General features: G+C 62.8%; 19 protein-coding genes. 12 read left to right on the forward strand and 7 right to left on the reverse strand.

Annotated features, from left to right (window positions below; translation table 11 throughout):
• The first annotated feature begins 10 nt into the window (after window positions 1-10).
• Genes CR103_RS12985 through CR103_RS13040 form a run of 12 tightly spaced genes read left to right on the forward strand, consistent with a single transcriptional unit; the run spans window position 11 to window position 15,005 of the window.
• Complete coding sequence (locus CR103_RS12985) at window positions 11-1,024, forward strand: XrtA/PEP-CTERM system-associated ATPase (RefSeq protein ID WP_099916408.1); 1,014 nt, start codon at window positions 11-13, stop codon at window positions 1,022-1,024.
• Window positions 1,021-1,905, forward strand: a complete 885-nt coding sequence (locus CR103_RS12990) for an XrtA system polysaccharide deacetylase (protein WP_099916409.1) — start codon at window positions 1,021-1,023, stop codon at window positions 1,903-1,905. Before CR103_RS12985 ends, CR103_RS12990 begins: the two co-directional genes overlap by 4 nt.
• Window positions 1,902-3,017 carry a FemAB family XrtA/PEP-CTERM system-associated protein gene (locus CR103_RS12995; protein WP_099916410.1) on the forward strand — a complete coding sequence of 372 codons (1,116 nt, stop codon included), beginning with the start codon at window positions 1,902-1,904 and terminating at the stop codon, window positions 3,015-3,017. The genes CR103_RS12990 and CR103_RS12995 overlap by 4 nt, the downstream gene beginning before the upstream one ends.
• A gap of 5 nt (window positions 3,018-3,022) precedes the next feature.
• Window positions 3,023-4,216 carry a TIGR03087 family PEP-CTERM/XrtA system glycosyltransferase gene (locus tag CR103_RS13000; protein ID WP_099916411.1) on the forward strand — a complete coding sequence of 398 codons (1,194 nt, stop codon included), beginning with the start codon at window positions 3,023-3,025 and terminating at the stop codon, window positions 4,214-4,216.
• The gene (gene xrtA / locus CR103_RS13005; RefSeq protein ID WP_099916412.1) at window positions 4,207-5,766 is read left to right on the forward strand and encodes an exosortase A; all 1,560 of its coding nucleotides are present in this window, start codon (window positions 4,207-4,209) and stop codon (window positions 5,764-5,766) included. The genes CR103_RS13000 and xrtA overlap by 10 nt, the downstream gene beginning before the upstream one ends.
• 1 nt (window position 5,767) lies before the next feature.
• On the forward strand, window positions 5,768-6,967 hold the full coding sequence (locus CR103_RS13010) for a TIGR03088 family PEP-CTERM/XrtA system glycosyltransferase (protein WP_099916413.1): 1,200 nt from the start codon (window positions 5,768-5,770) through the stop codon (window positions 6,965-6,967).
• Window positions 6,952-8,856: an XrtA/PEP-CTERM system amidotransferase gene (locus CR103_RS13015; RefSeq protein ID WP_099916414.1), complete on the forward strand. Its 1,905-nt coding sequence runs from the start codon at window positions 6,952-6,954 to the stop codon at window positions 8,854-8,856. Before CR103_RS13010 ends, CR103_RS13015 begins: the two co-directional genes overlap by 16 nt.
• A 35-nt stretch (window positions 8,857-8,891) precedes the next feature.
• Window positions 8,892-10,106, forward strand: coding sequence for a TIGR04063 family PEP-CTERM/XrtA system glycosyltransferase (locus CR103_RS13020; protein WP_099916442.1), 1,215 nt, complete (start codon window positions 8,892-8,894; stop codon window positions 10,104-10,106).
• Window positions 10,106-11,251 carry a glycosyltransferase family 4 protein gene (locus CR103_RS13025; RefSeq protein WP_099916415.1) on the forward strand — a complete coding sequence of 382 codons (1,146 nt, stop codon included), beginning with the start codon at window positions 10,106-10,108 and terminating at the stop codon, window positions 11,249-11,251. The genes CR103_RS13020 and CR103_RS13025 overlap by 1 nt, the downstream gene beginning before the upstream one ends.
• A complete protein-coding gene (locus CR103_RS13030) occupies window positions 11,248-12,636 on the forward strand; it encodes a phenylacetate--CoA ligase family protein (protein WP_099916416.1) in 1,389 nt (462 codons plus the stop codon). Before CR103_RS13025 ends, CR103_RS13030 begins: the two co-directional genes overlap by 4 nt.
• A 13-nt stretch (window positions 12,637-12,649) precedes the next feature.
• Window positions 12,650-13,975, forward strand: coding sequence for a putative O-glycosylation ligase, exosortase A system-associated (locus CR103_RS13035; protein WP_099916417.1), 1,326 nt, complete (start codon window positions 12,650-12,652; stop codon window positions 13,973-13,975).
• Window positions 13,962-15,005: a polysaccharide deacetylase family protein gene (locus CR103_RS13040; RefSeq protein WP_229443046.1), complete on the forward strand. Its 1,044-nt coding sequence runs from the start codon at window positions 13,962-13,964 to the stop codon at window positions 15,003-15,005. The genes CR103_RS13035 and CR103_RS13040 overlap by 14 nt, the downstream gene beginning before the upstream one ends.
• On the opposite strand, the gene CR103_RS13045 is transcribed toward CR103_RS13040, so the two are convergent.
• From CR103_RS13045 to CR103_RS13075, 7 genes are all read right to left on the reverse strand, one after another.
• Window positions 14,977-16,113, reverse strand: coding sequence for a glycosyltransferase family protein (locus CR103_RS13045; protein WP_143752596.1), 1,137 nt, complete (start codon window positions 16,111-16,113; stop codon window positions 14,977-14,979). The genes CR103_RS13040 and CR103_RS13045 overlap by 29 nt on opposite strands.
• Window positions 16,110-16,781, reverse strand: coding sequence for a class I SAM-dependent methyltransferase (locus tag CR103_RS13050; protein ID WP_180279380.1), 672 nt, complete (start codon window positions 16,779-16,781; stop codon window positions 16,110-16,112). The genes CR103_RS13045 and CR103_RS13050 overlap by 4 nt, the downstream gene beginning before the upstream one ends.
• A 32-nt stretch (window positions 16,782-16,813) precedes the next feature.
• Window positions 16,814-17,272 carry a hypothetical protein gene (locus tag CR103_RS13055; RefSeq protein ID WP_188827389.1) on the reverse strand — a complete coding sequence of 153 codons (459 nt, stop codon included), beginning with the start codon at window positions 17,270-17,272 and terminating at the stop codon, window positions 16,814-16,816.
• Window positions 17,205-17,417, reverse strand: a complete 213-nt coding sequence (locus CR103_RS24135; protein ID WP_370659441.1) for a glycosyltransferase family A protein — start codon at window positions 17,415-17,417, stop codon at window positions 17,205-17,207. Before CR103_RS24135 ends, CR103_RS13055 begins: the two co-directional genes overlap by 68 nt.
• Before the next feature lie 101 nt (window positions 17,418-17,518).
• Window positions 17,519-19,363: an asparagine synthetase B family protein gene (locus CR103_RS13065; protein WP_099916422.1), complete on the reverse strand. Its 1,845-nt coding sequence runs from the start codon at window positions 19,361-19,363 to the stop codon at window positions 17,519-17,521.
• A gap of 59 nt (window positions 19,364-19,422) precedes the next feature.
• Window positions 19,423-20,658, reverse strand: coding sequence for a pyridoxal-dependent decarboxylase, exosortase A system-associated (locus CR103_RS13070; RefSeq protein ID WP_099916423.1), 1,236 nt, complete (start codon window positions 20,656-20,658; stop codon window positions 19,423-19,425).
• A complete protein-coding gene (locus CR103_RS13075) occupies window positions 20,655-22,250 on the reverse strand; it encodes an acyl-CoA ligase (AMP-forming), exosortase A system-associated (RefSeq protein WP_099916424.1) in 1,596 nt (531 codons plus the stop codon). Before CR103_RS13075 ends, CR103_RS13070 begins: the two co-directional genes overlap by 4 nt.
• Window positions 22,251-22,302: the final 52 nt, after the last annotated feature.

Genomic DNA, 22,302 nt, shown 5'->3' on the forward strand with positions numbered 1-22,302 from the left:
TCGAGTAACGATGTATGAAACCTATTACGGATTGAGCGCCAAGCCGTTCCGGCTGCGTCCCGATCCTCATTTTTTCTACGGCAGCAAGGGCCACAAGCGGGCCATGGCTTACCTCGACTATGGCCTGTCGCAAGGCGAGGGCTTCATCGTCATCACCGGCGAAGTCGGGGCCGGCAAGACCACGCTGGTGCGCAACCTGCTCAACAACCTGCCATCCGAGCAGATCATCGCCGCCCACATCGTCAATACCCACCTCGATTCGGACGACACCTTGCGCATGGTGTTGTCGGCGTTCGGCCTGGAGTATGAAAACGTCAGCAAGGCCGACCTCTTGACCCGGCTCGAGCGGTTCCTGCGCGCTTGCGACCAGGAAGGCCGGCGCGCCCTGCTGATCGTCGACGAGGCGCAGAACCTGACAGCGCGCACGCTCGAGGAACTGCGCATGCTGTCGAACTTCCAGACCGACGACCGGCCGCTGCTGCAAACTTTTTTGCTTGGCCAGCCGGAGTTTCGCACCACCTTGCACAGCGTCGGCATGCAGCAGTTGCGCCAGCGCGTCATCGCCAGCTACCACCTCGGCCCGATGGACGCGGCCGAAACCCAGGCCTACATCGAACACCGGCTGGCCACCGTCGGCTGGAACGGCGACCCGTCGTTTTCCCCTGGCGCGTACGGCGCCATTTTTGACTACACCGGCGGCATCCCGCGCAAGACCAACACCTTGTGCGACCGCCTGCTGCTGATGGGCTACCTGGAAGAGCTGCACGCCTTCACCGAAGTCGATGTCAATACCGTGATCCGCGATATCGACGAAGAGTTCGAGCTGCCGCCAGGCGCCACGCCGACTGAACCGGCCGAGCCGATGCCGGCGGAACTGGCCGGCAGCAGCGGCCAGATAGACGAGCGCATGATGCGGCTGGAAAAATCGATCGTCTCGGTGCTGTCGATCCTGAAGAAAATCGTCGCCACGCCGCCAGCCGGGTCCGCCACTGCGCCGGTGCCGACAAGCGAGACCCGCGAATGAAGCTGGACGCCCCCGCCGAACGCCCGCGCGCCGCGCTTGGCCAGCTGATCCGCAATGCGATGACGATCGACGTCGAAGATTATTTCCAGGTGTCGGCGTTCGCCCCCCATATCGACCGCGCCAGCTGGCCCGAGCGCGAATGCCGGGTCGAAGCGAACATCGAGCGCATCCTCGCCCTGCTCGCTACTGCCGGCGTGCACGCCACCTTCTTCACCCTCGGCTGGATCGCCGAACGCTATCCGGCAATGGTACGCCGCATCGTCGCCGGCGGTCATGAACTGGCCAGCCACGGCTACGCCCACCAGCGCGCCTCCGACCAGGATCTCGCCACCTTCACTGACGACATTGAGCGCGCCAAGGCACTGCTGGAGGACATCGGCGGCCAGGCCGTGCTCGGCTACCGCGCGCCCAGTTTTTCGATCGGCAGCGCCAACCTGTGGGCGCTCGACGCCCTGCTGGCGGCCGGCTACCGTTACAGCTCGAGCATCTACCCGATCAAGCACGACCACTACGGCATGCCCGACGCGCCGCGCTTCGCGTTCTACCCGAACGGCCCGGACGGCCTGCTCGAAGTGCCGGTCACCACCGTGCGCTTGATGGATCGTAATTTCCCGGCCGGCGGCGGCGGTTATTTCCGCCTGCTGCCGTACGCCGTGTCGCGCTGGATGATGCGACGGGTCAATGCCAGCGACCGCCAGAGCGCCGTTTTTTATTTCCATCCGTGGGAAATCGATCCCGGCCAGCCGCGCCCGGAAGGCGTCGACGCCAAGAGCCGGTTCCGCCACTACGTCAACCTCGCGCGCACGCAGCAGCGCATCGAGGCGCTCACGCGCGACTTCGCCTGGGACCGGATGGACCGTATTTTTTTAGGCAAGCAATGAGTTCGATGATTGCAGAAGCGCTGGCGCGCCAGGCGGCACCGGCCAGCATCGATGTTGCGGCAAGCCCGCTGACTACGCTGTTGACCATTAAGCTGATGCAGCCGATCGACCGCGCCCGCTGGGACGCCTTCGTCGACGCCTGCCCCGATGCCACCTTCTTCCACCGCGCCGGCTGGCAGCGCGTGATCGAGCAGTCGTTCGGCCAGAAAACCTGGTTTTATTATGCCGAGCAAAACGGCCAGATCCAGGGCGTGCTGCCGCTGTCGGAAGTGAACAGCCGGCTGTTCGGCCATTCGCTCGGGGCGATGCATTTCTGCGTCTATGGCGGCGTTGCCGCCATCAGCGATGCGGCGCGCGCCCTGCTTGACGGCGCCGCCGACGCGCTGGCACGCGAACTGAAGGTCGGCCACCTCGAATACCGCAACATGGTCGCCGCTCACCCCGGCAACCCGGCCTGGCAGACCAAGAACTTGTACGTTACGTTCCGCAAAATCGTCTCGGGCGAAGACGAAGAGAACCTGAACGCGATCCCGCGCAAGCAGCGCGCGATGGTGCGCAAGGGCATCAAGCTGGGCCTGGTCGGCGAAATCGACGACAACGTCGATCGCATGTTCGCAGCCTACGCCAGCAGCGTGCACCGGCTCGGCACGCCCGTGTTCCCGAAAAAGTATTTTGCTCTTCTCAAAGAAGAATTCGGCGACGCCTGCGAAGTGCGGGTAATCACCCAAAATGGCGCGCTGGTCGCCGCCGTGCTCAGTTTTTACTGGCGCGACGAGGTGGTGCCATATTATGGCGGCGGCATGCCGCTGGCGCGCGACGTCGCCGGCAACGACTTCATGTACTGGAACCTGATGCAGGCGGCAGCGGCGCGCGGCGCCCGCCTGTTCGACTTCGGCCGCAGTAAACTCGGCACCGGCGCCTACGATTTCAAAAAAAACTGGGGGTTTACCGCCCAGCCGCTGCCGTACGAATACCGGCTGTACGAGTCGACTGAACTGCCCGACAACAACCCGCTCAATCCGAAATACCAGCTGTTCATCAAGCTGTGGAAAAAAATGCCGCTGGCGCTGGCCAACGTGCTCGGTCCGCACATCGTCAAAAATCTGGGCTGAGGCGCATGGAAGACCTGCTGCTGCTGATCCACCGCATCCCCTACCCGCCCAACAAGGGCGACAAGATCCGCTCCTACCACTTGCTCAAGCACCTGGCGCAGAGCTACCGGGTGCACCTGGCGACGTTTGTGGACGATGCCGACGACTGGCAGCACGTGCCGCGCGTCGAGGCGCTGTGCGCCAGCAGCCATTTCGCTTCGCTCAATGCGCTGCTGGCGCGCGTGCGCAGCCTCGGCGCGCTACTGGCCAACCGTTCGCTGTCGCGCGATTATTACCGCAACCATGGCCTGCGCCAGTGGGCCGCCAACGCCATGCAGGCGCACGACATCAAGCGCATCGTCGTGTTTTCGTCGGCCATGGCGCAGTACGCCGAAGCGTTTCCCGACGTGCGCCGGGTAGTCGATTTTTGCGACGTCGACTCCGACAAGTGGCGCCAGTACGCCGAACAGAAATCCTGGCCGATGAACTGGCTGTACCGCCACGAAGCGCGCCAGCTGCTGGCCTATGAGCGCAAGGTTGCGCTTGAGTGCGACGCTTCGCTGTTTGTGTCAAGCCCGGAAGCGGACCTGTTCAAAAAACTGGCGCCGGAAAGCGCGGCCAAGATCGACTTTTTCAACAACGGCGTCGACACCGAGTATTTTTCGCCCGACCGCAGCTATGCCAGCCCGTACGCCGCCGGCGAACGCGCGGTGGTGTTTACCGGTGCCATGGATTATTGGCCGAACATCGACGCGGTGCAGTGGTTCGCCGCCGACGTCATGCCGCAACTGCGGGCGCGCTTTGCCAACCTGCGCTTTTACATCGTCGGCGCCCGCCCGTCCGGCGCGGTGCAGGCGCTAGCCCAGCTGCCCGGCGTGGTGGTGACCGGCACCGTCCCCGACGTGCGGCCTTACATCGCCCACGCCCAGGTGGCGGTGGCGCCGCTGCGCATCGCCCGCGGCATCCAGAACAAGGTGCTCGAAGCGATGGCAATGGCCACCCCGGTGGTGGTGTCGCCGCAGGCGCTCGAAGGGATCGAAGCGATTCCCGGTACCGACCTGGTGCTGGCGATCGATGCCGCCGGCTTCGTTGCCGAGGTCTCCGCCCTGCTCGCCGTTGCCAACACGGCAATCGGCCAGGTGGCACGTTCCAAGGTTGAAAAATTATATAGCTGGCCAAGCAATCTGGCCCGCATCGAAGCGAGGCTTGAATGTATTTGAAACCGCCGCCGGGTTTGGTCCAGGCTGCCGCCGTACGCCATAACGCCACCACGATCCTGCTGATTGTGCTGGCCATGCTGGCGCCGTGCATATTTTATTTCGCGACCGCCAAATCGATCGTCGATATCTGGATCAAGTCGGAAACGTTCGCGCACGGTTTCATCATCTTGCCGATCAGCCTATGGCTGATCTGGCGCCGGCGCGCCAATTTTACGGCCCTGCCGCCGACGCCGTACTGGCCGGCGCTGGCGCTGGTCGCCTTGGCCGGTTTTGGCTGGCTGCTGGCGCGGGCAGGCGAAGTCCAGGTCGTGCAGCAGTATATGTTTGTCGCGATGCTGCCGCTGACCGCGCTGGCCGTGCTCGGCCGCCGGCTGGCCGGCTCGCTTGCCTTCCCGCTGCTGTTCGTCCTGGCCGCCGTGCCGTTCGGCGAGATCTTCATCGGGCCGCTGATCTCGTTTACCGCCGACTTCACGGTGTTGGCCGTTCAGCTGACCGGCATTCCGGTGCTGCGCGACGGCACCCACTTCGAGATTCCGAGTGGCAGCTGGTCGGTGGTGGAAGCCTGCAGCGGCGTGCGCTACCTGATTTCATCGGTGACGATCGGCCTGCTGTATGCCTACCTCACTTACCGCTCGACCTCGCGGCGCATCCTGTTCATCGTCTTTTCCGTTATTGTCCCGATCATTGCCAATGGTTTGCGCGCGTACATGATCGTCATGATCGGCCACCTCAGCGGGATGACCTTGGCCGTCGGCGTCGACCACCTGATCTACGGCTGGGCGTTCTTCGGCCTGGTCATGTTCATCATGTTTTGGATCGGCAGCTACTGGCGCGAGGACGAAGCGCCCGCCCCGGCCGCAGCTGCACCGGGCCTTGCCACGCGCCGATCCGACACCGGCGCCGCCAACTTTGCAGCCATCGCCGCTGCGCTGATTGTGCTTGCCGCGTTGTGGCCCGCGTTTGCCGCCTACAACTCCCGTGTTACCCACAATCCCAAGCCGGTGCAGTTCGGCCCGGTCAGCATTAAGTGGCCTGCCGCGCCGGTCTTCTCGACATGGAAACCGGAGTACATGGCGGGCGACGCAAGTTTTACAGGGACTTACCAAGCCGCCACCGGCGCGCCGGGCCAGCCGGTGGGGCTGACGGTACTTTATTACCGCAACCAGGCCAGCAACAAGGCGCTGATCAGTTCGGTGAACGTTGTGGCGGCCCGTCAACAGGACTGGCACCAGACCGGTTCTGCGCTGCACAGCGAACAGCTTGCAGGCGCCACGTTCGGGCTGCGCGAAACGCGGCTGCAAGGCCGATTCGGCAAGATGCTGGTCTGGCATTGGAATTGGATCGACAACCGCTTCACCGCCAACGACTACGTCGGCAAGCTGCGGCAGGCGCAGGCGAAACTGATGTTCCGTGGCGACGACGGCGCCGCCGTGATGGTGTCAGCACCTTACGAAGAGAATCCCGAAGCGGCGCGCACGGCGATGCGCGCTTTCATGAATGCCAATCTGGCGTCGGTCGAGGCGGCACTGGCGGCGGCTCAGGGAAACTAAGATGGGCGCGCACATCATTGATGCCGATGGCGAAGCACCGCTGGTCATCCACCTGGTGTACCGGCTCGACTTCGGCGGGCTGGAAAACCTGATGGTCGAGCGCATCAACCGCATGCCCGCCGAGGCGTACCGCCACGCCGTAGTGGCGCTCACCGAGATCACCGATTTCGCCAGCAAGATCAAGAAACCGGGCGTCGCGCTGTATTCCCTGCACAAGCAGCCCGGCCTGTCGCTTAAAACCCACGTCGACCTGTGGAAGCTGCTGCGCCGCTTGAAGCCGGCAATCCTGCACACCTACAATTTGTCGGCTGTCGAGTACGCGCCAGCCGGCTTGCTAGCCGGCGTACCGGTACGCATCAACGGCGCTCACGGGCGCGACGCCGCCGATCCGGAGGGTCGCAACCGCAAGCACAATGCACTGCGCCGCGCCATGGTGCCGTTCTACGACTGCTGCTACGCCAATTCGGCCGCCATGGTCGACTGGAACCGGCAAGTGATCAAAGTGCCGGCGGCCAAGAGCCGGCTGCTGGGCAACGGCATCGATGCCGACAAATTTCACCCGCCGCTGGAAGGCAGCCAACGCCACCTGGCGGTGTTCGGCCCCGGCTGCACGACCATCGGCACGGTCGGCCGTGTCGAAGAAGTGAAAAATCACGCCGGCCTGGTCGATGCCTTCATCGCGCTGCGCGCGCGCTGCCCGCAATCAGCTGCCCGGTTGCGCCTGGCGATTGTCGGCGCCGGCCCGCTGCTGGCGGCGCTGCGCGCCAAGGTCGAGGCGGCCGGCATTGCCGAGTTGGTGTGGCTGCCGGGCGCCCGCAGCGACGTCGCCGACATCCTGCGCGGACTCGACATTTTCGTGATGTCCTCGCTGGCCGAGGGCACGCCCGGCTCGGCGCTCGAAGCGATGGCCAGCAGCCTGCCGGTGGTGGGGACGCGGGTCGGCGGCATTCCCGAAGTGATCGACGACGGCGTCACCGGCATGCTGGTGCCACCGTCCGATTCTGCCGCCATGGCCGCGGCGTTGGAAGCTTATGTACGCGATCCACTTCTGGCGGCCCGCCAAGGTGCCGCCGGCCGCGAACGCGTCCTGCGCAAATACAATATGGCCGCCATGGTGGCCGCTTACAAATCGCTGTACGACACCCTGTGCGAACGTAAAACAAAATTCAGAAAGCCAGTGAAATCATGTGTGGAATTGTAGGCATCTTCGATACGCGCGGCGCGCGCCCGGTTGACCCGGCGCTGCTCAAGCGCATGAACGAGACCCAGCACCACCGCGGGCCGGATGAGGGCGATATTTACACCGAGCCGGGAGTCGGGTTCGGCCACCGGCGCCTGTCGGTGATCGATATTGCCAGCGGCCAGCAGCCGATGTTCAACGCCGCCGGCGACGTCGGCGTGGTGTTCAATGGCGAGATCTACAATTTCCCGGAACTGACGGCGCAGCTCGAGCAGCTCGGCTACGTCTTCCGCACCAAAAGCGACACCGAAACCATCGTCCATGCGTGGCAAGCCTGGGGCGAGGACTGCGTGCACAAGCTGCGCGGCATGTTCGCGCTGTGCATCTGGGACCGCAACAAGCAGACCATGTTCATGGCGCGCGACCGCCTCGGCGTCAAGCCGTTCTACTACGCGCTGCTGGCCGACGGCATGTTCATCTTCGGCTCGGAACTAAAGTCGCTGCGCGCCCATCCCGGCCTGCCGCACGCGATCGACCCGCAGGCGGTCGAGGATTATTTTGCCTACGGCTATGTGCCGGAACCGAAAACCATTTACGCCGGCGCCAAAAAGCTTTCGCCCGGTTTCACATTGACCGTCCGTATCGGCCAGCCGGTGCCGCAGCCCAAGCAGTTCTGGGACGTGCCGTTCAAATTGCACGCACCGATGAGCCAGCAAGACGCCGAGGGTGAACTGATCGAGCGGCTGCGCGATGCGGTAAAAATCCGCCTGAAGGCCGAAGTGCCGCTCGGCGCCTTCCTGTCCGGCGGCGTCGACTCGAGCGCGATCGTGGCGATGATGGCCGGCCTGATGAAGGATCCGGTCAACACCTGTTCGATCGCGTTCCAGGAAAAAGCGTTCGACGAATCGCCGTATGCCGAACAGGTGGCGCGCCAGTACAAGACCGAACACGTCACCGAAACCGTCGACACCGACGACTACGCGCTGCTCGACACCCTGGCCGACCTGTACGACGAGCCGTACGCCGACAGCTCGGCGATCCCGACCTACCGCGTCTGCCAGCTGGCGCGCAAACGCGTGACGGTAGCGCTGTCGGGCGACGGCGGCGATGAGAACCTGGCCGGCTACCGCCGCTACCGCTACGCCATGGCCGAAGACGCGGTACGCTCGAAAATTCCGGCCGGCTTGCGCAAGCTGGTGTTTGGGCCGCTCGGCAAATACTATCCGAAGGCCGACTGGGCGCCGCGCGTGTTGCGCGCCAAGACCACCTTCGAGGCGCTGTCGCGCGACCTGGTGGAAGGCTACTTTCATGGCGTCTCGATCATGTCCGACGACATGCGCGCCCAGCTGTTTTCCGACAAATTCCGCAAAAACCTGCAGGGCTACCGCGCCATCGACGTGATGCAGGGCCACGCCGCCAATTCGCCGACGGACGATCCGCTGTCGATGATCCAGTACCTCGACATGAAAACTTACCTGCCGGGCGACATTTTGACCAAGGTCGACCGCGCCAGCATGGCCCACGCGCTCGAAGTGCGGGTGCCGCTGCTCGACCACAAGCTGGTGGAATGGATTTCCGGCCTGCCGCCGTCGATGAAGCTCAACGGCAGCGAAGGCAAGTACATTTTCAAGAAAAGCCTCGAATCGTACCTGCCGGAAGAGATCCTGTACCGCAAGAAGATGGGCTTCGCGGTGCCGCTGGCGACCTGGTTTCGCGGCCCGTTGCGCCAGCGCGTACGCGAGTCGCTGCTGGGCGACACGCTGGCCTCGACCGGCATCTTCAACACCGGCTACCTGGCCCAGATGGTCGAGCAGCATGAGTCGGGCCGGCGCGACTACAGCGCGCCGATCTGGACCGTGCTGATGTTCGAAGCGTTCCTGCGCAAGGAATTACAAGGAGAGTCGGCATGAGCGCGCTGCCGACGGCCGGCACGTTGAACGCGCCGTTGCGGGTACTGCACGTGCTCGACCATTCGATCCCGCTGCACAGCGGCTACACCTTCCGCACCCGCTCGATCCTGCAGCAGCAGCGCGCGCTCGGCTGGGAAACCTTCCACCTGACCAGCCCGAAACAGGGCCCGGCCGAGCACGGCCACGAAACCGTCGACGGCCTGGCGTTTTACCGCACCGCGCCGGCCACCGGCATGCTGAAGACGCTGCCGGTACTCAACCAGCTGGCCGTCATTGGCCGCCTCGCCGCTCGCCTGCTGGAAGTGGCGCGCGACATCAAGCCGGACGTGTTGCACGCGCACTCGCCGGCCCTCAATGCGCTGGCCGCGCTGCGGGTTGGCAAGCGCCTTGGCATCCCGGTGGTCTATGAAATCCGCGCCTTTTGGGAAGACGCCGCAGTCGACCATGGCACCGCCCGCGAATGGGGGTTGCGCTACCGCGTCACGCGGGCGATGGAAACATATGCGCTCAAGCGGGTCGACGCCGCCACCACCATCTGCGAAGGCTTGCGCCTTGAAATTGTCGGGCGCGGCATCCCGGCGCACAAGGTGACGGTAATCCCGAATGCGGTCGACGTCAAAGATTTTTCCGTCGACGGCGCGCGCGATGAAACGCTGGCCGCCTCGCTCGGCCTGGCGGGCCACGCGGTGCTCGGCTTCATCGGCTCGTTCTACGCCTACGAAGGCTTGAACATCTTGCTGCAGGCCTTGCCGGCAATGCTGGAAAAAAATCCGGCGATCCGCGTGCTGCTGGTCGGCGGCGGGCCGCAGGACGCCGCCCTGAAGCAACAGGCGCGCGATCTCGGCGTGGCCGACAAGGTCATCTTTACCGGCCGTGTGCCGCACCACGACGTGCAGCGCTATTACAATCTGGTCGATGTGCTGGTCTACCCGCGCCTGAAGATGCGGCTGACCGACCTGGTTACTCCGCTCAAGCCATTGGAGGCGATGGCGCAGGGACGGCTGCTGGTGGCGTCCGACGTCGGCGGCCACAAGGAACTGATCGAGGATGGCAAGACCGGCGTGCTGTTTCGCGCCGGCGACCCGCTCGCGATGGCGCACAAGACGCTCGCCTTGCTCGACGCGCCGGAACGCTGGGCGGCCTTGCGCGAACAGGGCCGCCGCTTCGTCGAAAACGAACGCAGCTGGAAGGCCAGCGTGGCGCGCTATCACCGCGTGTACGGCGGCGTGACCGGGAAGGCGACCGCCTGATGGCGTTGCCGTCCCTGCCCCCATCTCTACCCTCGTCCCTGCCTTCCATCCGGATTGGCGTCGTCGGGCCGTTGCCGCCGCCGTCGGGCGGCATGGCCAACCAGACCTTGCAGCTGATCGGCCTGCTCGAAGCCGACGGCCACGCGGTCGAAGTCATCCAGGTCAACCCCCCCCACCGGCCGGCATGGGCGGAAAAGCTGAAAGGCGTGCGCGCGCTGTTTCGCCTGCTGCCCTTCGTGGTGCACTTGTGGCAAAGCGCCGGCCGCGTCCAGCTGTTCCACGTGATGGCCAATTCGGGCTGGTCGTGGCATTTGTACGCCGCGCCGGCCATCTGGATCGGCCGCCTGCGCGGCTGCCCGGTCATAGTCAATTACCGGGGCGGCGAGGCCGACGCCTTCATGCAAAAATCGCAAGCCTGGGTGCGCCCGAGCTTGCTGCGCGCCGACGCCGTCATCGTGCCGTCGGGCTTCCTCGAACATGTATTTGGCAAGTACGGCGTCCCCACTTGCGTGGTGCCCAACATTATCAACCTCGATCGGTTTTCGGCGGCAGCACCGGGCAGCGCCCTCGGCCAGCCGCTGCGCGTGCTGGTCGCGCGCAACCTCGAACCGATCTACGACAACGAAACGGCGCTGCGCGCCTTCGCCCTCGTGCTGGCAAAGCATCCTGACGCGCAACTGGTGGTGGCCGGCTCCGGCCCGCTGCGCGATTCGCTCGGGCAGCTGGCCGCCGCGCTCGGCATTGCCGGCTCGGTAACTTTTACCGGCCGGGTCGACAACGCCGGCATGGGCGCGCTGTACCGCGGCGCCGACCTGATGCTCAACCCGAGCACCGTCGACAACATGCCAAATTCGGTGCTCGAAGCGCTCGCCAGCGGGGTCGCCGTGGTCAGCACCAATGTCGGCGGCGTGCCCTACTTGGTGGAGGACGGCAAGACCGCCCTGCTGGTGCCGCCGCGCTCGCCGCAGGCGATGGCCGACGCGATGCTGCGCCTGGCCGCCTCGCCAGAACTGGCGTCCAGCTTGAAACTGGCCGGCCTGCAATATGTGCAACAATACGCTTGGGCTGGAGTAAGGCCGCGGCTGCTTGAAGTATACCGGGCGGTCATCCATCCCAGCCTAGCCAAGATCGCCAGCCATCCATGAACACCCAGACACTGCCTCAAACCGGCCTGTACACACAGCTCGTTTCGCGCCTGCTGTTTCCGCTGCACGAACGCCTGAAGCGCCACACCACGGTGGCGGTGCGCCAGCGTATGGAGCAGTCGCAGTGGTGGCCACCGGCCGAACTCGAGGCGCTGCAGCTGCGGCGCCTGCGCCAACTGCTGGCCAGGGCCCAGGCCCAGGTGCCGCATTACCGCGACCAGTTCGCCGCGATCGGCTTCGATTGCCTGCGCGACGTCCGGTCGCTGGCCGACCTGCGGCGCCTGCCGTTGCTCGACAAGGCCGTCATCCGCGCCGCCGGCGACGCGATGAAGGCGGTTGATGCGGTCGGGCTGGCCCGCTTTAACACCGGTGGCTCGAGCGGCGAACCGCTGATTTTTTACATCGGCAAGGAACGGGTCAGCCACGACGTTGCCGCCAAGTGGCGCGCCACGCGCTGGTGGAACGTCGATATCGGCGACGCTGAAATCGTCGTCTGGGGTTCACCCATCGAGCTGGGCGCGCAGGACAAGGTGCGCGCCGTGCGCGACCGCATGTTGCGCACCGCCCTGCTACCGGCGTTCGCCATGTCCGAGGCCAAGCTCGACGGCTTCCTGGCAGACATCCGCGTGGTGCGCCCGCGCATGCTGTTCGGCTACCCGTCGGCGCTGTCGCACATCGCCCGCCACGCCAAGGCAAAAGGGGTACGCATGGACGACCTCGGCATCCGGGTCGCCTTCGTCACGTCGGAACGGCTGTACGACGAGCAGCGCCAGCAGATTTCGACGACCTTCGGCTGCCCGGTGGCCAACGGTTACGGCGGGCGCGACGCCGGTTTCATCGCCCACCAGTGCCCGCAGGGCGGCATGCACATCACCAGCGAAGATATCATCGTCGAAATCCTCGATCCGTCAGGCCAGCCGGTGCCCGGCAACCAGGCCGGCGAGATTGTCGTCACCCACCTGGCGACCGGCGACTTCCCGTTCATCCGCTACCGCACCGGCGACGTCGGCGTGCTCGACACCGCGCCGTGCACCTGCGGGCGCGGCCTGCCGCTATTGAAAGAAATCCAAGGCCGCAGCACTGATTTTTTAATCGCCCAGGACGGCACGGTGATGCATGGCCTGGCGCTGGTGTATATCCTGCGCGACTTGCCGGAAGTGAAGGCGTTCAAGATCAGCCAGGAAACGATCGACCTGACCCGCGTGCAGGTAGTCGCCGACGCTCCGCTTGGCGGCGCGCTGCGGGACAAGATCAAGGCCGGTTTTAAGGCCAGGCTCGGCGCCACGGTAGCGATCGAGGTCGAGCAGGTGGCTGCGATCCTGCCTGAGAAATCCGGAAAATTCCGTTACGTTGTCAGCAAGGTCGACGCGGCCCAACCGCGCTGAAAGAGGGCGCCCGATGAGAGACATCCTTGTAACCTTGATCGTGTTCGGCACGCTGCCCCTCATTTACAAGCGGCCGTACTGGGGCGCGGTGCTGTGGATCTGGATCAGCGTGATGAACCCGCATGCGCAGGGCTGGGGCTTTGCGCGCACGTTCCCGTTCGCCGCGATTATTGCCGCCGTCACCATCGTCAGCCTGGTCGTACAAAAAGAGGACAAGAAGTTGCCAATGGTGCCAACCATTGTCGTGTTCATCGCGTTTCTGGCGTGGATGTCGCTCACTTCCCTGTTTGCGATCCATCTCGATCAGGTGTATGAGCAGTGGAACAAGGTCGTCAAGATTTTCGGCATGACGCTGGTCGTCATGATGCTGCTCAAGGAACGCAAGCACATCGAACTGGCGATCTGGTCGATCGTCATTTCGATCGGCTACTACGGCGTCAAGGGCGGCATCTTCACCATCCGCAGCGGCGGCAACGACCGCGTATGGGGGCCGGCCGGCACCTTCATCGACGGCAACAACGAAGTCGCACTGGCGTTCGTGATGGTCATCCCGCTGATGTTCTACCTGATGACGATCACCAAAAACAAATGGGGCCGCTATGCATTTATTGCGTCGATGGGCTTGTGTGCCCTTGCCTCGCTGGGATCCTATTCGCGCGGCGCCTTGCTGGCGATTGCCGCAATGACCGTATTTTTCTGGTTCAAGAGCAAAGAAAAACTGGTGATCGGCCTGGCGATGATCCTGATTGTTCCGGTGTTGTTGCTGACCATGCCGGCGCAGTGGCACCAGCGCATGGACACGATCCAGGAATACAAGGAAGACTCTTCGGCGATGGGCCGGGTCAACGCCTGGCACATGGCCACTAACCTCGCGATGGACCGGCCGCTCGGCGGCGGTTTCCAGATTTACGATGCCGGCGTGTTTGCCCGCTATGCGCCGAATCCGGAAGACATCCACGCCGCCCACAGCATCTATTTCCAGGTTCTCGGCGAGCATGGCTTTATCGGACTGTTCCTTTATCTGGCGATCGGTGTGCTGACCTGGCGCTCCGGCAGCTGGGTGCTCAAGCACGGCAAGCATGATCCCGAACTGAAGTGGGCGCTCGATCTCGTCCCCATGCTACAGGTAAGCCTGCTCGGCTTCGCCGTGGGCGGCGCTTTTCTCAGCCTGGCGTATTTCGACGTGCCCTACTACGTCATGACGGCAATGATCGCCACCCGGCTCCTGGTAAAAAAGCACCTGAAAGCGAAGGCGGCCGACAGCAAGGCGGCGGCGCAAGTCGCCGCAAAAGCGAGCCAGCTACCAAAACAACAGAAAGCGGCCAATGGATTATCCTGACAGCGGCGCCCGCAGCGCGCGCAATACTGACGCGGCGCCTGTTGCGGACCGCGATTCCAGCGTCTCGCTGATGCTCGGTAAAGGACTGATGCGCATGCTTTCGCCCGGAGGCAAGAGCGGCCTGTCGATCTTCATCTATCACCGCGTGCTGCCGCACAAGGATCCGCTCTTTCCTGCCGAAGTCGACCGGGCAGACTTCGATCGCGACCTGCACCGGATCAAGTCGATGTTCAATGTCATGTCCTTGCTGGACGCAGTGCACCACATCGCCGCGGGCAGCTTGCCGCCGCGCGCTGCCTGCATCACGTTCGACGACGGCTATGCCGACAATGCGGAAGTTGCCCTGCCGGTCCTGCAGCGCCACAAGTTGCCGGCCACCTTTTTCGTCGCCACCGGTTTTCTTAATGGGGGCCGGATGTGGAACGACACTGTGATCGAACTGGTGCGGCGCCATCCGGAGGGCGTCATCGACGCCAGCGCCATTGGCCTCGGCAGCCACGAAATTGGTTCGACGGCGCGGCGCCAGCAAGCGATCCAGGCCTTGATAGGCCAGCTGAAGTATTTGCCCATGGAACATAGACTGGATCAGGTTAGCCGGCTGGTCGACATCGGCGGGATTGGCTTGCCCGACAACCTGATGATGAGCTCGGCACAGGTCAACGAGCTCAATACTGGGGGCATGGATATCGGTGGCCACACCGTTAACCATCCGATCCTGGCCAAATTGCCGCCAGCGAAAGCGCGCGCGGAAATCGCGGAAGGCAAGCAGGCACTGGAAAACATCATCGGCGAGCCGGTCCGGTTATTTGCCTACCCTAACGGAAAACCCGGCGCGGATTACCTTGCCGAACACGTCGCCATGACCCGCGACCTGGGCTTCGATGGCGCGGTGTCCACAGCATGGGGAGCGGGCAAACATACCAACGACGTTTTCCAGCTGCCCCGCTTCAGCCCATGGGACCGTACGCCACTGCGCTTCGCATTACGGATGGCGAGAAATCTCACCACCCAGGCGGACTTGGCCATTTAGATCTCGACCTTCCATCCTCGAGGCCGCATTTTTCGATCATAATATGGTTGAGGACGTCGATCAAACTGGCCGCCTGCGCGCTCATGGAGTAGTTGTCAATAACTGTTTCCCTAGCGTTTTCGCCGACTCCGCGTCGCACAGCGGGGTCGCGCAGCTCTTCAAGACTTTGCTTCCAGTCCAAAGCGGTACGTGCCAGAAAACCATTCACCCCTTGTTTGATGATCGGCTCGTAGGAGGGGATTGGCGTCGCCACGACAGGAAGGCCAACGCACATTTTCATGGTTAATCGATTCTCTGATTTGACCTTCCAAAAGGGTGCGGCAGCCTCCGGGCAATGCTCTGGATTGGTATCTATCGGAATAATTCCAATATCGGCGCGGCACATTTCACTATAAGCTACGTCTGGACTCCAGGTAACCCGCCGTATGTTTGGGCTGGTGAGGAAGCGCAAACACTCAGTTCGCGCGGCGCTGGTTTTTTGACGCATGACCGTTCCCACGCCGCTGCGAAAACGTTGAAATAGAACCATATCTGGCGTGTAGCGCCCAACAATTGTTAGCTCAAGCCAGCTTGGTGGAGTGACGATTATCGGTAGGCGGTCAAGATGTGCAGACGTTATTAAAATCGCGCGCAATTTATTGCGGCGAGTCCCGCGGAGACTGCTCCATTCCGTTTTCTTAATGAGTGGTTGTTCAATCCCATCATGGACGGTATGAATTTTCGACAGCAAGGCTGGGGGGTATTGATGCTTCAAATAGTCCGTCACTACCAAGGTTGCGTCTGTTGCCGTGGCCATGGCGACATCGACCAAATCGCATACGCTATAAACGGTTTTGATTCCCGCACCACAAAGTTCGCGCACTAAATTTTCGACACTTGGGCCGTGAACTTTCTGAAAAACAATGACGTCAAATTTCTCGGCTATTAGCTGCTCGGCCAATCCGTCCACGGTTGGTATTTCATTGCCACGCGCAGGATCGAAGACGACATGCGGATCGATGTTCGCGGCAGTCAAATAAGGAAACATGTTGAAAACCGCAATCCTCGTGCTTGGCATAAGGTCGAGCGAATTGGAGAGCAGGACGAAGCCAGCCTTAATGCGTTTCACGAACACGACGTTGCCCTTATGCAGAATTGATATGTTAAGAACTCGCGGAACAGAAACCAACGTTGTACGGCCTGAGGCAAGCGGTTCACCAACCGATTCCAGCGCCCGCCGCCGACGTCACCCATTCGCAATATGTAAGAAACGCAGTCAACGCTCATCCCAAGATCAGATACCAAGGATTTGGTATCGCCGATGGTGAACCAGCGGACATGCGTCCGGTCAAAAATTCCACGATCCCTAGCTGGAAAGGTTCCCCTCAAGAAAATAGAATAAAGTGATGAGATATGACGAATATTTGGCAAGCTGATGACGAGACAGCCGCCCGGCGCCAGACGCTGTCGCGCTTCTGTTAAATGTCGACTCGGGTCCGTCAAGTGTTCCAACACATCTGCGAACACAATACAGTCGAATTGTGTACCCGGCACCACGGTTTTCCAGTCAAGCACATTGACGTCTGCGCAAACGACGCCGTCCAATTTTGTCCCGGCTTCGCGGGCAAACTCGTGATCAATCTCAACACCGAACACGGTCCTGCCTTTCCGCATAGAACGTAGACCTTGACCCAACATCCCGTTGCTACAACCAACATCGAGAATGCGCATCGCAGCAGTCGGCACCATCTCAACAACATCCGGTCGGGCGGTGGTGTACGCTGCTGTGCGATTCATTGAATCCTCCGCGTTTGTCATATGTAGCCCTTTCAGTGGCACCGTGTTGGAAATGACTGCAATGCTATCGCTTGGCTGCTATTGCAATCGTCAAGGGAATAAATTGGAAAAACGGCTGGGGGATCAACTTTCAGCTGGTTTGCCAACAATTGGGCTCGGACCGGTAAGCGATTCCTAAGCCGGTGCACGAGGTCGGCGACAAAGCTTTTCCTCAACGCCTTGATGCTTTTTTGGTTAGCGTTCAGCTGCACTTCGTTGAGCCTGAACAGCCGCGGAAGCGCCTTTTTGTACTTAATTTCGTGGTGCAACCGATCCAGCGACTTTTCCGTTCCCCATCCCGAGCCGGCAAAGATGTTCACCCCTTCCCCGTAGATGCACTCGCACAGGTCGGAAAAGGCTATCTTGCTGGTAAGCTTACTTAGTTCAAGCCAGAACAAATAGTCTTCGCCGGCGTATACGAAAGGCGACGTGGTCGGTACCCGGCGCAACATGGTCAAGTCCATTGTTGCGCGCCGCTGCGGGCCCGCCGTTGGGCTGCTCGATAATCACGATTCGCCCAGGATTGTCCCGTATGCGTCCGGCAAGTTCGGTCGTTGCCGGCACTGGTGATGAATCGTCGGTGACAATGATTCTCACATTAAAATTTCCTGTTTGCCGCAATACGGAGTCAACGGCCTTGCCCAAGATTCCAGTTTTTTTGGTAAAACGGAATAATTACAGCAATATTTTCGGTCATATCAAGCCTCTCGTTGTTTGTACCACTGCTCGAGCATCATCAGCACCCACACCATGGTACCGTGGTAGCCGGCGTGTTCGGACAAATGCTGGCCGACCAGCTGGTCGATGAACTCGCCGCGCACGATCTTGCGTGCCTTCAAGTCGGTCAGGCTGTCGGTGGCCAGTTGCTGCAGCGGTTTGTGGTGCTGTAGCCAGACGCCGAACGGCAGGCCGAAACCGTGCTTTTGCTTGGTGATGATTTCGTTCGGCAGGAAGTCGCGCAGCGCTTCCTTAAAAAACCAGCGCAACTGCGTGCCATTGAGCTTTTGCTGCGGCGTCAGGCGCGCTGAAAATGCCACCATCTGGTCGTTCAGGAACGGGAACGCCACCTCCAGCCCGGCCAGTTCGCACGCCTTCACCACTTTTGGCAAGTCGTTGTCGGCCAGTGTGATCTTCAGGTCGAGTTCGAGCATCCGGTTGATCAGGCTGCCTGCCTCGCTCTTGCCGTAGGTGTGCGACAGGCTCGCCAGCGGGGTGCCGGCGTCGGCGCCGGCCAGGAACTCGTCGGTAAATACCTGCGACGGCCCGTAGCGGCCCAGCAGGTTGTAGGTTTCGAGCCGGGCCGGCATCGGCACCGAAGCCTGCTCGATATAGCTGCGCGCCTTGCGCACCAACTTGAAATGTTCGCCCGCCGGAAAATTGAATACCGCCGGTTCCAGCACGGCTTTGCGCAGCAAGCCGGGCACCCGCTCGTAGCGCGCAAACACGTGCTGCTTCGAATAGCGCTCGTTGCCGCCGAACAGTTCATCGCCGCCGTCGCCGCCGAAGATACGCGTCACGCCGTCGGCCTGGGCCATCTTCGCGCAGTAGTAACCCGGCACCGCCGAGGCGTTACCGAACGGCTGGTCGAACACGCCGGCAATTTTCGGGATCGCCGCCACCACGTCGTCGGGGGTGACGTAATACGCGTGGTGCTCGGTGCCGAAATGGCGCGACGCGATGCGCGCATATTCCATTTCGTCGTAGCCTTCCGCCTCGAAGCCGATCGAATAGGTCTTGGCGGGAGCTCCGCTTACCTCGCACAGGGTGCCGGCAATGGTCGAGCTGTCGGTGCCGCCGCTGAGAAAGGCGCCTACTTGCTGGCCACCGATCGCCGCGCGCACGCTGCTGCGCAACACGTCGCGGAACTCTTCCTTCAGCTCCGGCAGCGACTTGTTGCCATGCTCTTCGAACCGCATGCGCCAGTACTGGTGGGTCTCGATGCGGCCCTGGCGGTACAGCAGGTATTCGCCCGGCAGCAGGCGCTGCTGGTTCGCGTGCACCGTGCCCGGACTGGGCACCATGTGGAAGTACACATAATTGTAGATGCCTTGAGGGTCGATCCGGGCCGGCGTCAGCGGGTGACGCGCAATGGTGTCGGCGGACGAGCCGAATACCAGTGCCTCGCCGGCCAACTGGTACGACAGCGGCAGGGTACCCATGCGGTCGATCGCCAGCATCGCTTCGCCGGCGGCCTCGTCGATGATCGCCAGTACGAACGCACCGGACAGGCTGGCGCAGGCAAGCTGGGGCGACCTGCGCCACGCGTCCGCTAACGTCTTGCCGATGCCTTGCTCGGCCGCTTGCTGTGCCATGCGCGCATCAACCAGCCAGGCCTGGCCCCACAAGGCCACCGTCAGCGCGCCATTCTGGTACAGCTGGGCGCTGGCGCCAGCGGCGGCAACCGCCACCGCGCTGCTGCGCCCCTGCAAAGTCTGGACAGGGCTGGCGTCAAAGCGCCCCATCGGCGACGCCATCGCTTCGATCAGGCCGCGGTTATCGGCCGCGCTGGCTCCATTGCCGATCCATCCACACAAACCACTCATTGCGACACTCCAGCGAAATCAGACATTCGGACACTTTCTTCGATGGCTCAGCGGCGTGCTCAGACCAGCACTTCGCGCGCGCCCGGGTGGCTGAGGAAGGCCACCGGACTGGCCGTGAGGCCGTAGGCGCCTGACTGGAACACCACCACCAGGTCGCCCACATCGGCCTTGGCCATTTCCATCTGGTCGGCCAGCAGGTCGAGCGGCGTGCACAGCGGTCCGACGGCGGAGGCGATTTCACGCTCGCCTCCGGTAACCCGGTTGCCAATGACGACGGGATAATTCTTGCGGATGACCTGGCCGAAGTTGCCGGACGCAGCCAAGTGATGGTGCAAGCCGCCGTCGGTGACCAGGTACACCTGGCCGCGCGAGACCTTACGTTCTATGACGCGGCTGACGTAAATACCGGCCTCGGCCACCAGATAGCGGCCCAGCTCGATCTGCACCTGCACGCCGGGCAGTGCAAGCAATACGCCGGGCAGCAGCAGCTTGAGGTTGGCGCCAACCGCTTCGAGGTCGAGCCGGCCTTCGCCAGGAAAGTACGGAATGCCGAAACCGCCGCCGATGTTGAGCGTGCGCAGTGCTCTTGGCGCATGCGCGGCCAGCCGGATCGCCAGCGCAAAAGTTTTCTCGTGCGCTTCCTGGATCGACGCCGCTTTCAGGTTTTGCGAACCGCTGTAGATGTGGAAACCGTAGAAATCGAGGTCCAGTTCGCCAACGCGGCCAAGCATGGCGGGCACGCGTTCGGCATCGACGCCGAACTGCTTCGGGCCGCCGCCCATCTTCATGCCGGACGACTTCAGTTCGAAATCGGGGTTGACCCGCACCGCCACCTTCGGCCGTATGGCCAGCCGTTTGCCGGCCACGGCGATGCGCTCCATCTCGGCTTCCGATTCCATGTTCAGCACCACGCCGGCGGCAATCGCGCAGGACAGGTCGGCATCGCTCTTGCCCGGGCCGGCAAAACTGATCAGGCCGGAATCCATCGTGGTGTCGAGGGCGACGCGCTGCTCGCCGCCGGAAGCGATGTCGATGCCGTTCACCAGCGACGCCATGTGCTGCACCACCGCCGGCATCGGATTGGCCTTCATCGCGTAATGCAGGTGGATCTCGGGCGGCAGGTACTGGCGCAGCAAGGCGACGCGCTCGGTCAGCTTGGCGCGGTCGTAGGCATAAAACGGTGTGCTGCCGACCCGTTCGGCCAGCCGGGTCAGCGCCATGCCGCCGACCTGGAGGCAATCGTCGACGACATCGAATTGGGTCATCGGCGCGTGTTGCGGACGGGCGGCATTCATTGTGCTGGTTCCATAAAAATATTTTCCAGTTGCATACTGAGCAACTTGCGGTCGATTTTGCCGTTCGGGTTACGCGGCAGGCTGGTGTCGGACATCACGATACGGGCCGGCAGCATGTAGGCCGGCAGGTGCGGCTTGCAAGCCGCCATCAGGGTGTCGGCGTCAATCGCCACGCCCTCCCTGGCGAAGGCAATCACGACGATGGCCTGGCCGAGGGTCGGATGGGCCACCCCGATGGCGGCCGCTTCGGCTATCTGTTCGCGGGCGTACACCACCTCTTCGACTTCGCTCGGGCTGACCCGGTAACCCGAGGTCTTGATCATCTCGTCGTTGCGGCTGATGAAGTACAGGAAACCTTCCTCGTCCTTGCGCACGGTGTCGCCCGACCACACCGCCATTTCGGTCAGCGGCAGGCCGTGATGGTTTGAGGCGACCGGCTTGAACCGCTCTGCCGTCTTGGCGCGGTCGTTCCAGTAGCCGAGCGACACGAGCGCGCCGCGGTGCACCAGTTCGCCCGCTTCGCCGGGGTCGCATTCGCTGCCGTCGGGGCGCAGCACGACCACTTCGGCGTTCGGGATCGCCTTGCCCATCGAATCGGGGCGCCGGTCCAGCTGTTCCGGCGACAGGAAGGTGGAACGGAATGCCTCGGTCAGGCCGTACATCAGGAACGGCCGGGCATTTGGCAGCGCACGGCGCAGCGCATCGAGGGTCGGGCGCTGCATGGCGCCGCCCGAATTGGTGAGATAGCGCAGCGTGCAGTCGGCCGGCCAGCTCAGCGGGGCAACCTGGATCCACAGCGGCGGCACCGCAGCCAGGCCGGTGATACGTTCGGCCACCACCGCCTTGACGATATCGCGCGGCAGCAGGTAATTGATCAGCACGGCGGTAGCGCCGGCATAAAAGGCCGTCGTCAGCTGCGACAGGCCATAGTCGAAACTGAGCGGCAGCACGGCCAGGATGCGGTCGGACGCGGTGTTTTCCAGGTAGCTGGCGACGCTGGTGGCGCCGGCCACCATGTTGCGGTGTGACAGCACCACACCCTTCGGCTTGCCGGTACTGCCCGAGGTGTACAGGATGGCGGCGATATCGGCGTCGATCACCCGGTGTGCGCGCTTTAGGGTCTCGCCCGAGGCGGCGAAACCATTCCAGGCCTGCACGGCAACCGCCTCGATGGCCGGCAGCGTGTCGATAGCGGCCGCGCCGGTAACGATGGCCAGTTTGAGGTCGGCACACAGCGACAGCGCCGGCGCCAGCAGGCGCAGCCTGTCGGCCGAGGTGACCAGCACCCGCACGTTGCAATCGGCCAGGATATAAGCGACCTGCTCGGGCTTGAGAAGTGGATTGACCGGCACGAACACGCCGCCGGCAGCGGCGGCGCCAAACATTGCCGTGACGTTCTCGACGTTTTTTTCGAGGTAAACGGCGACCCGTTCGCCGCGGCCAAGGCCGGCGCTCAGCAAGGCGTTGGCAACCTGGCGGACGGCATCGGCCAGGGTGGCGTAGTCGAGCCGGCGCTGGCCGGCAACCAGCGCTTCGGCGCGCGGGGTGCGCTTAGCCGAGTTAAAGATGAATTCGTGGATCAGGTCACTCATGCGTTCTGTCGTTTCTTGCAAAGATAGGCGCAACATTATTTGAATTACTGCA

Source organism: Massilia psychrophila (assembly GCF_002760665.1).
In the GTDB taxonomy this organism is placed as follows: Bacteria; Pseudomonadota; Gammaproteobacteria; order Burkholderiales; family Burkholderiaceae_D; genus JAFCUW01.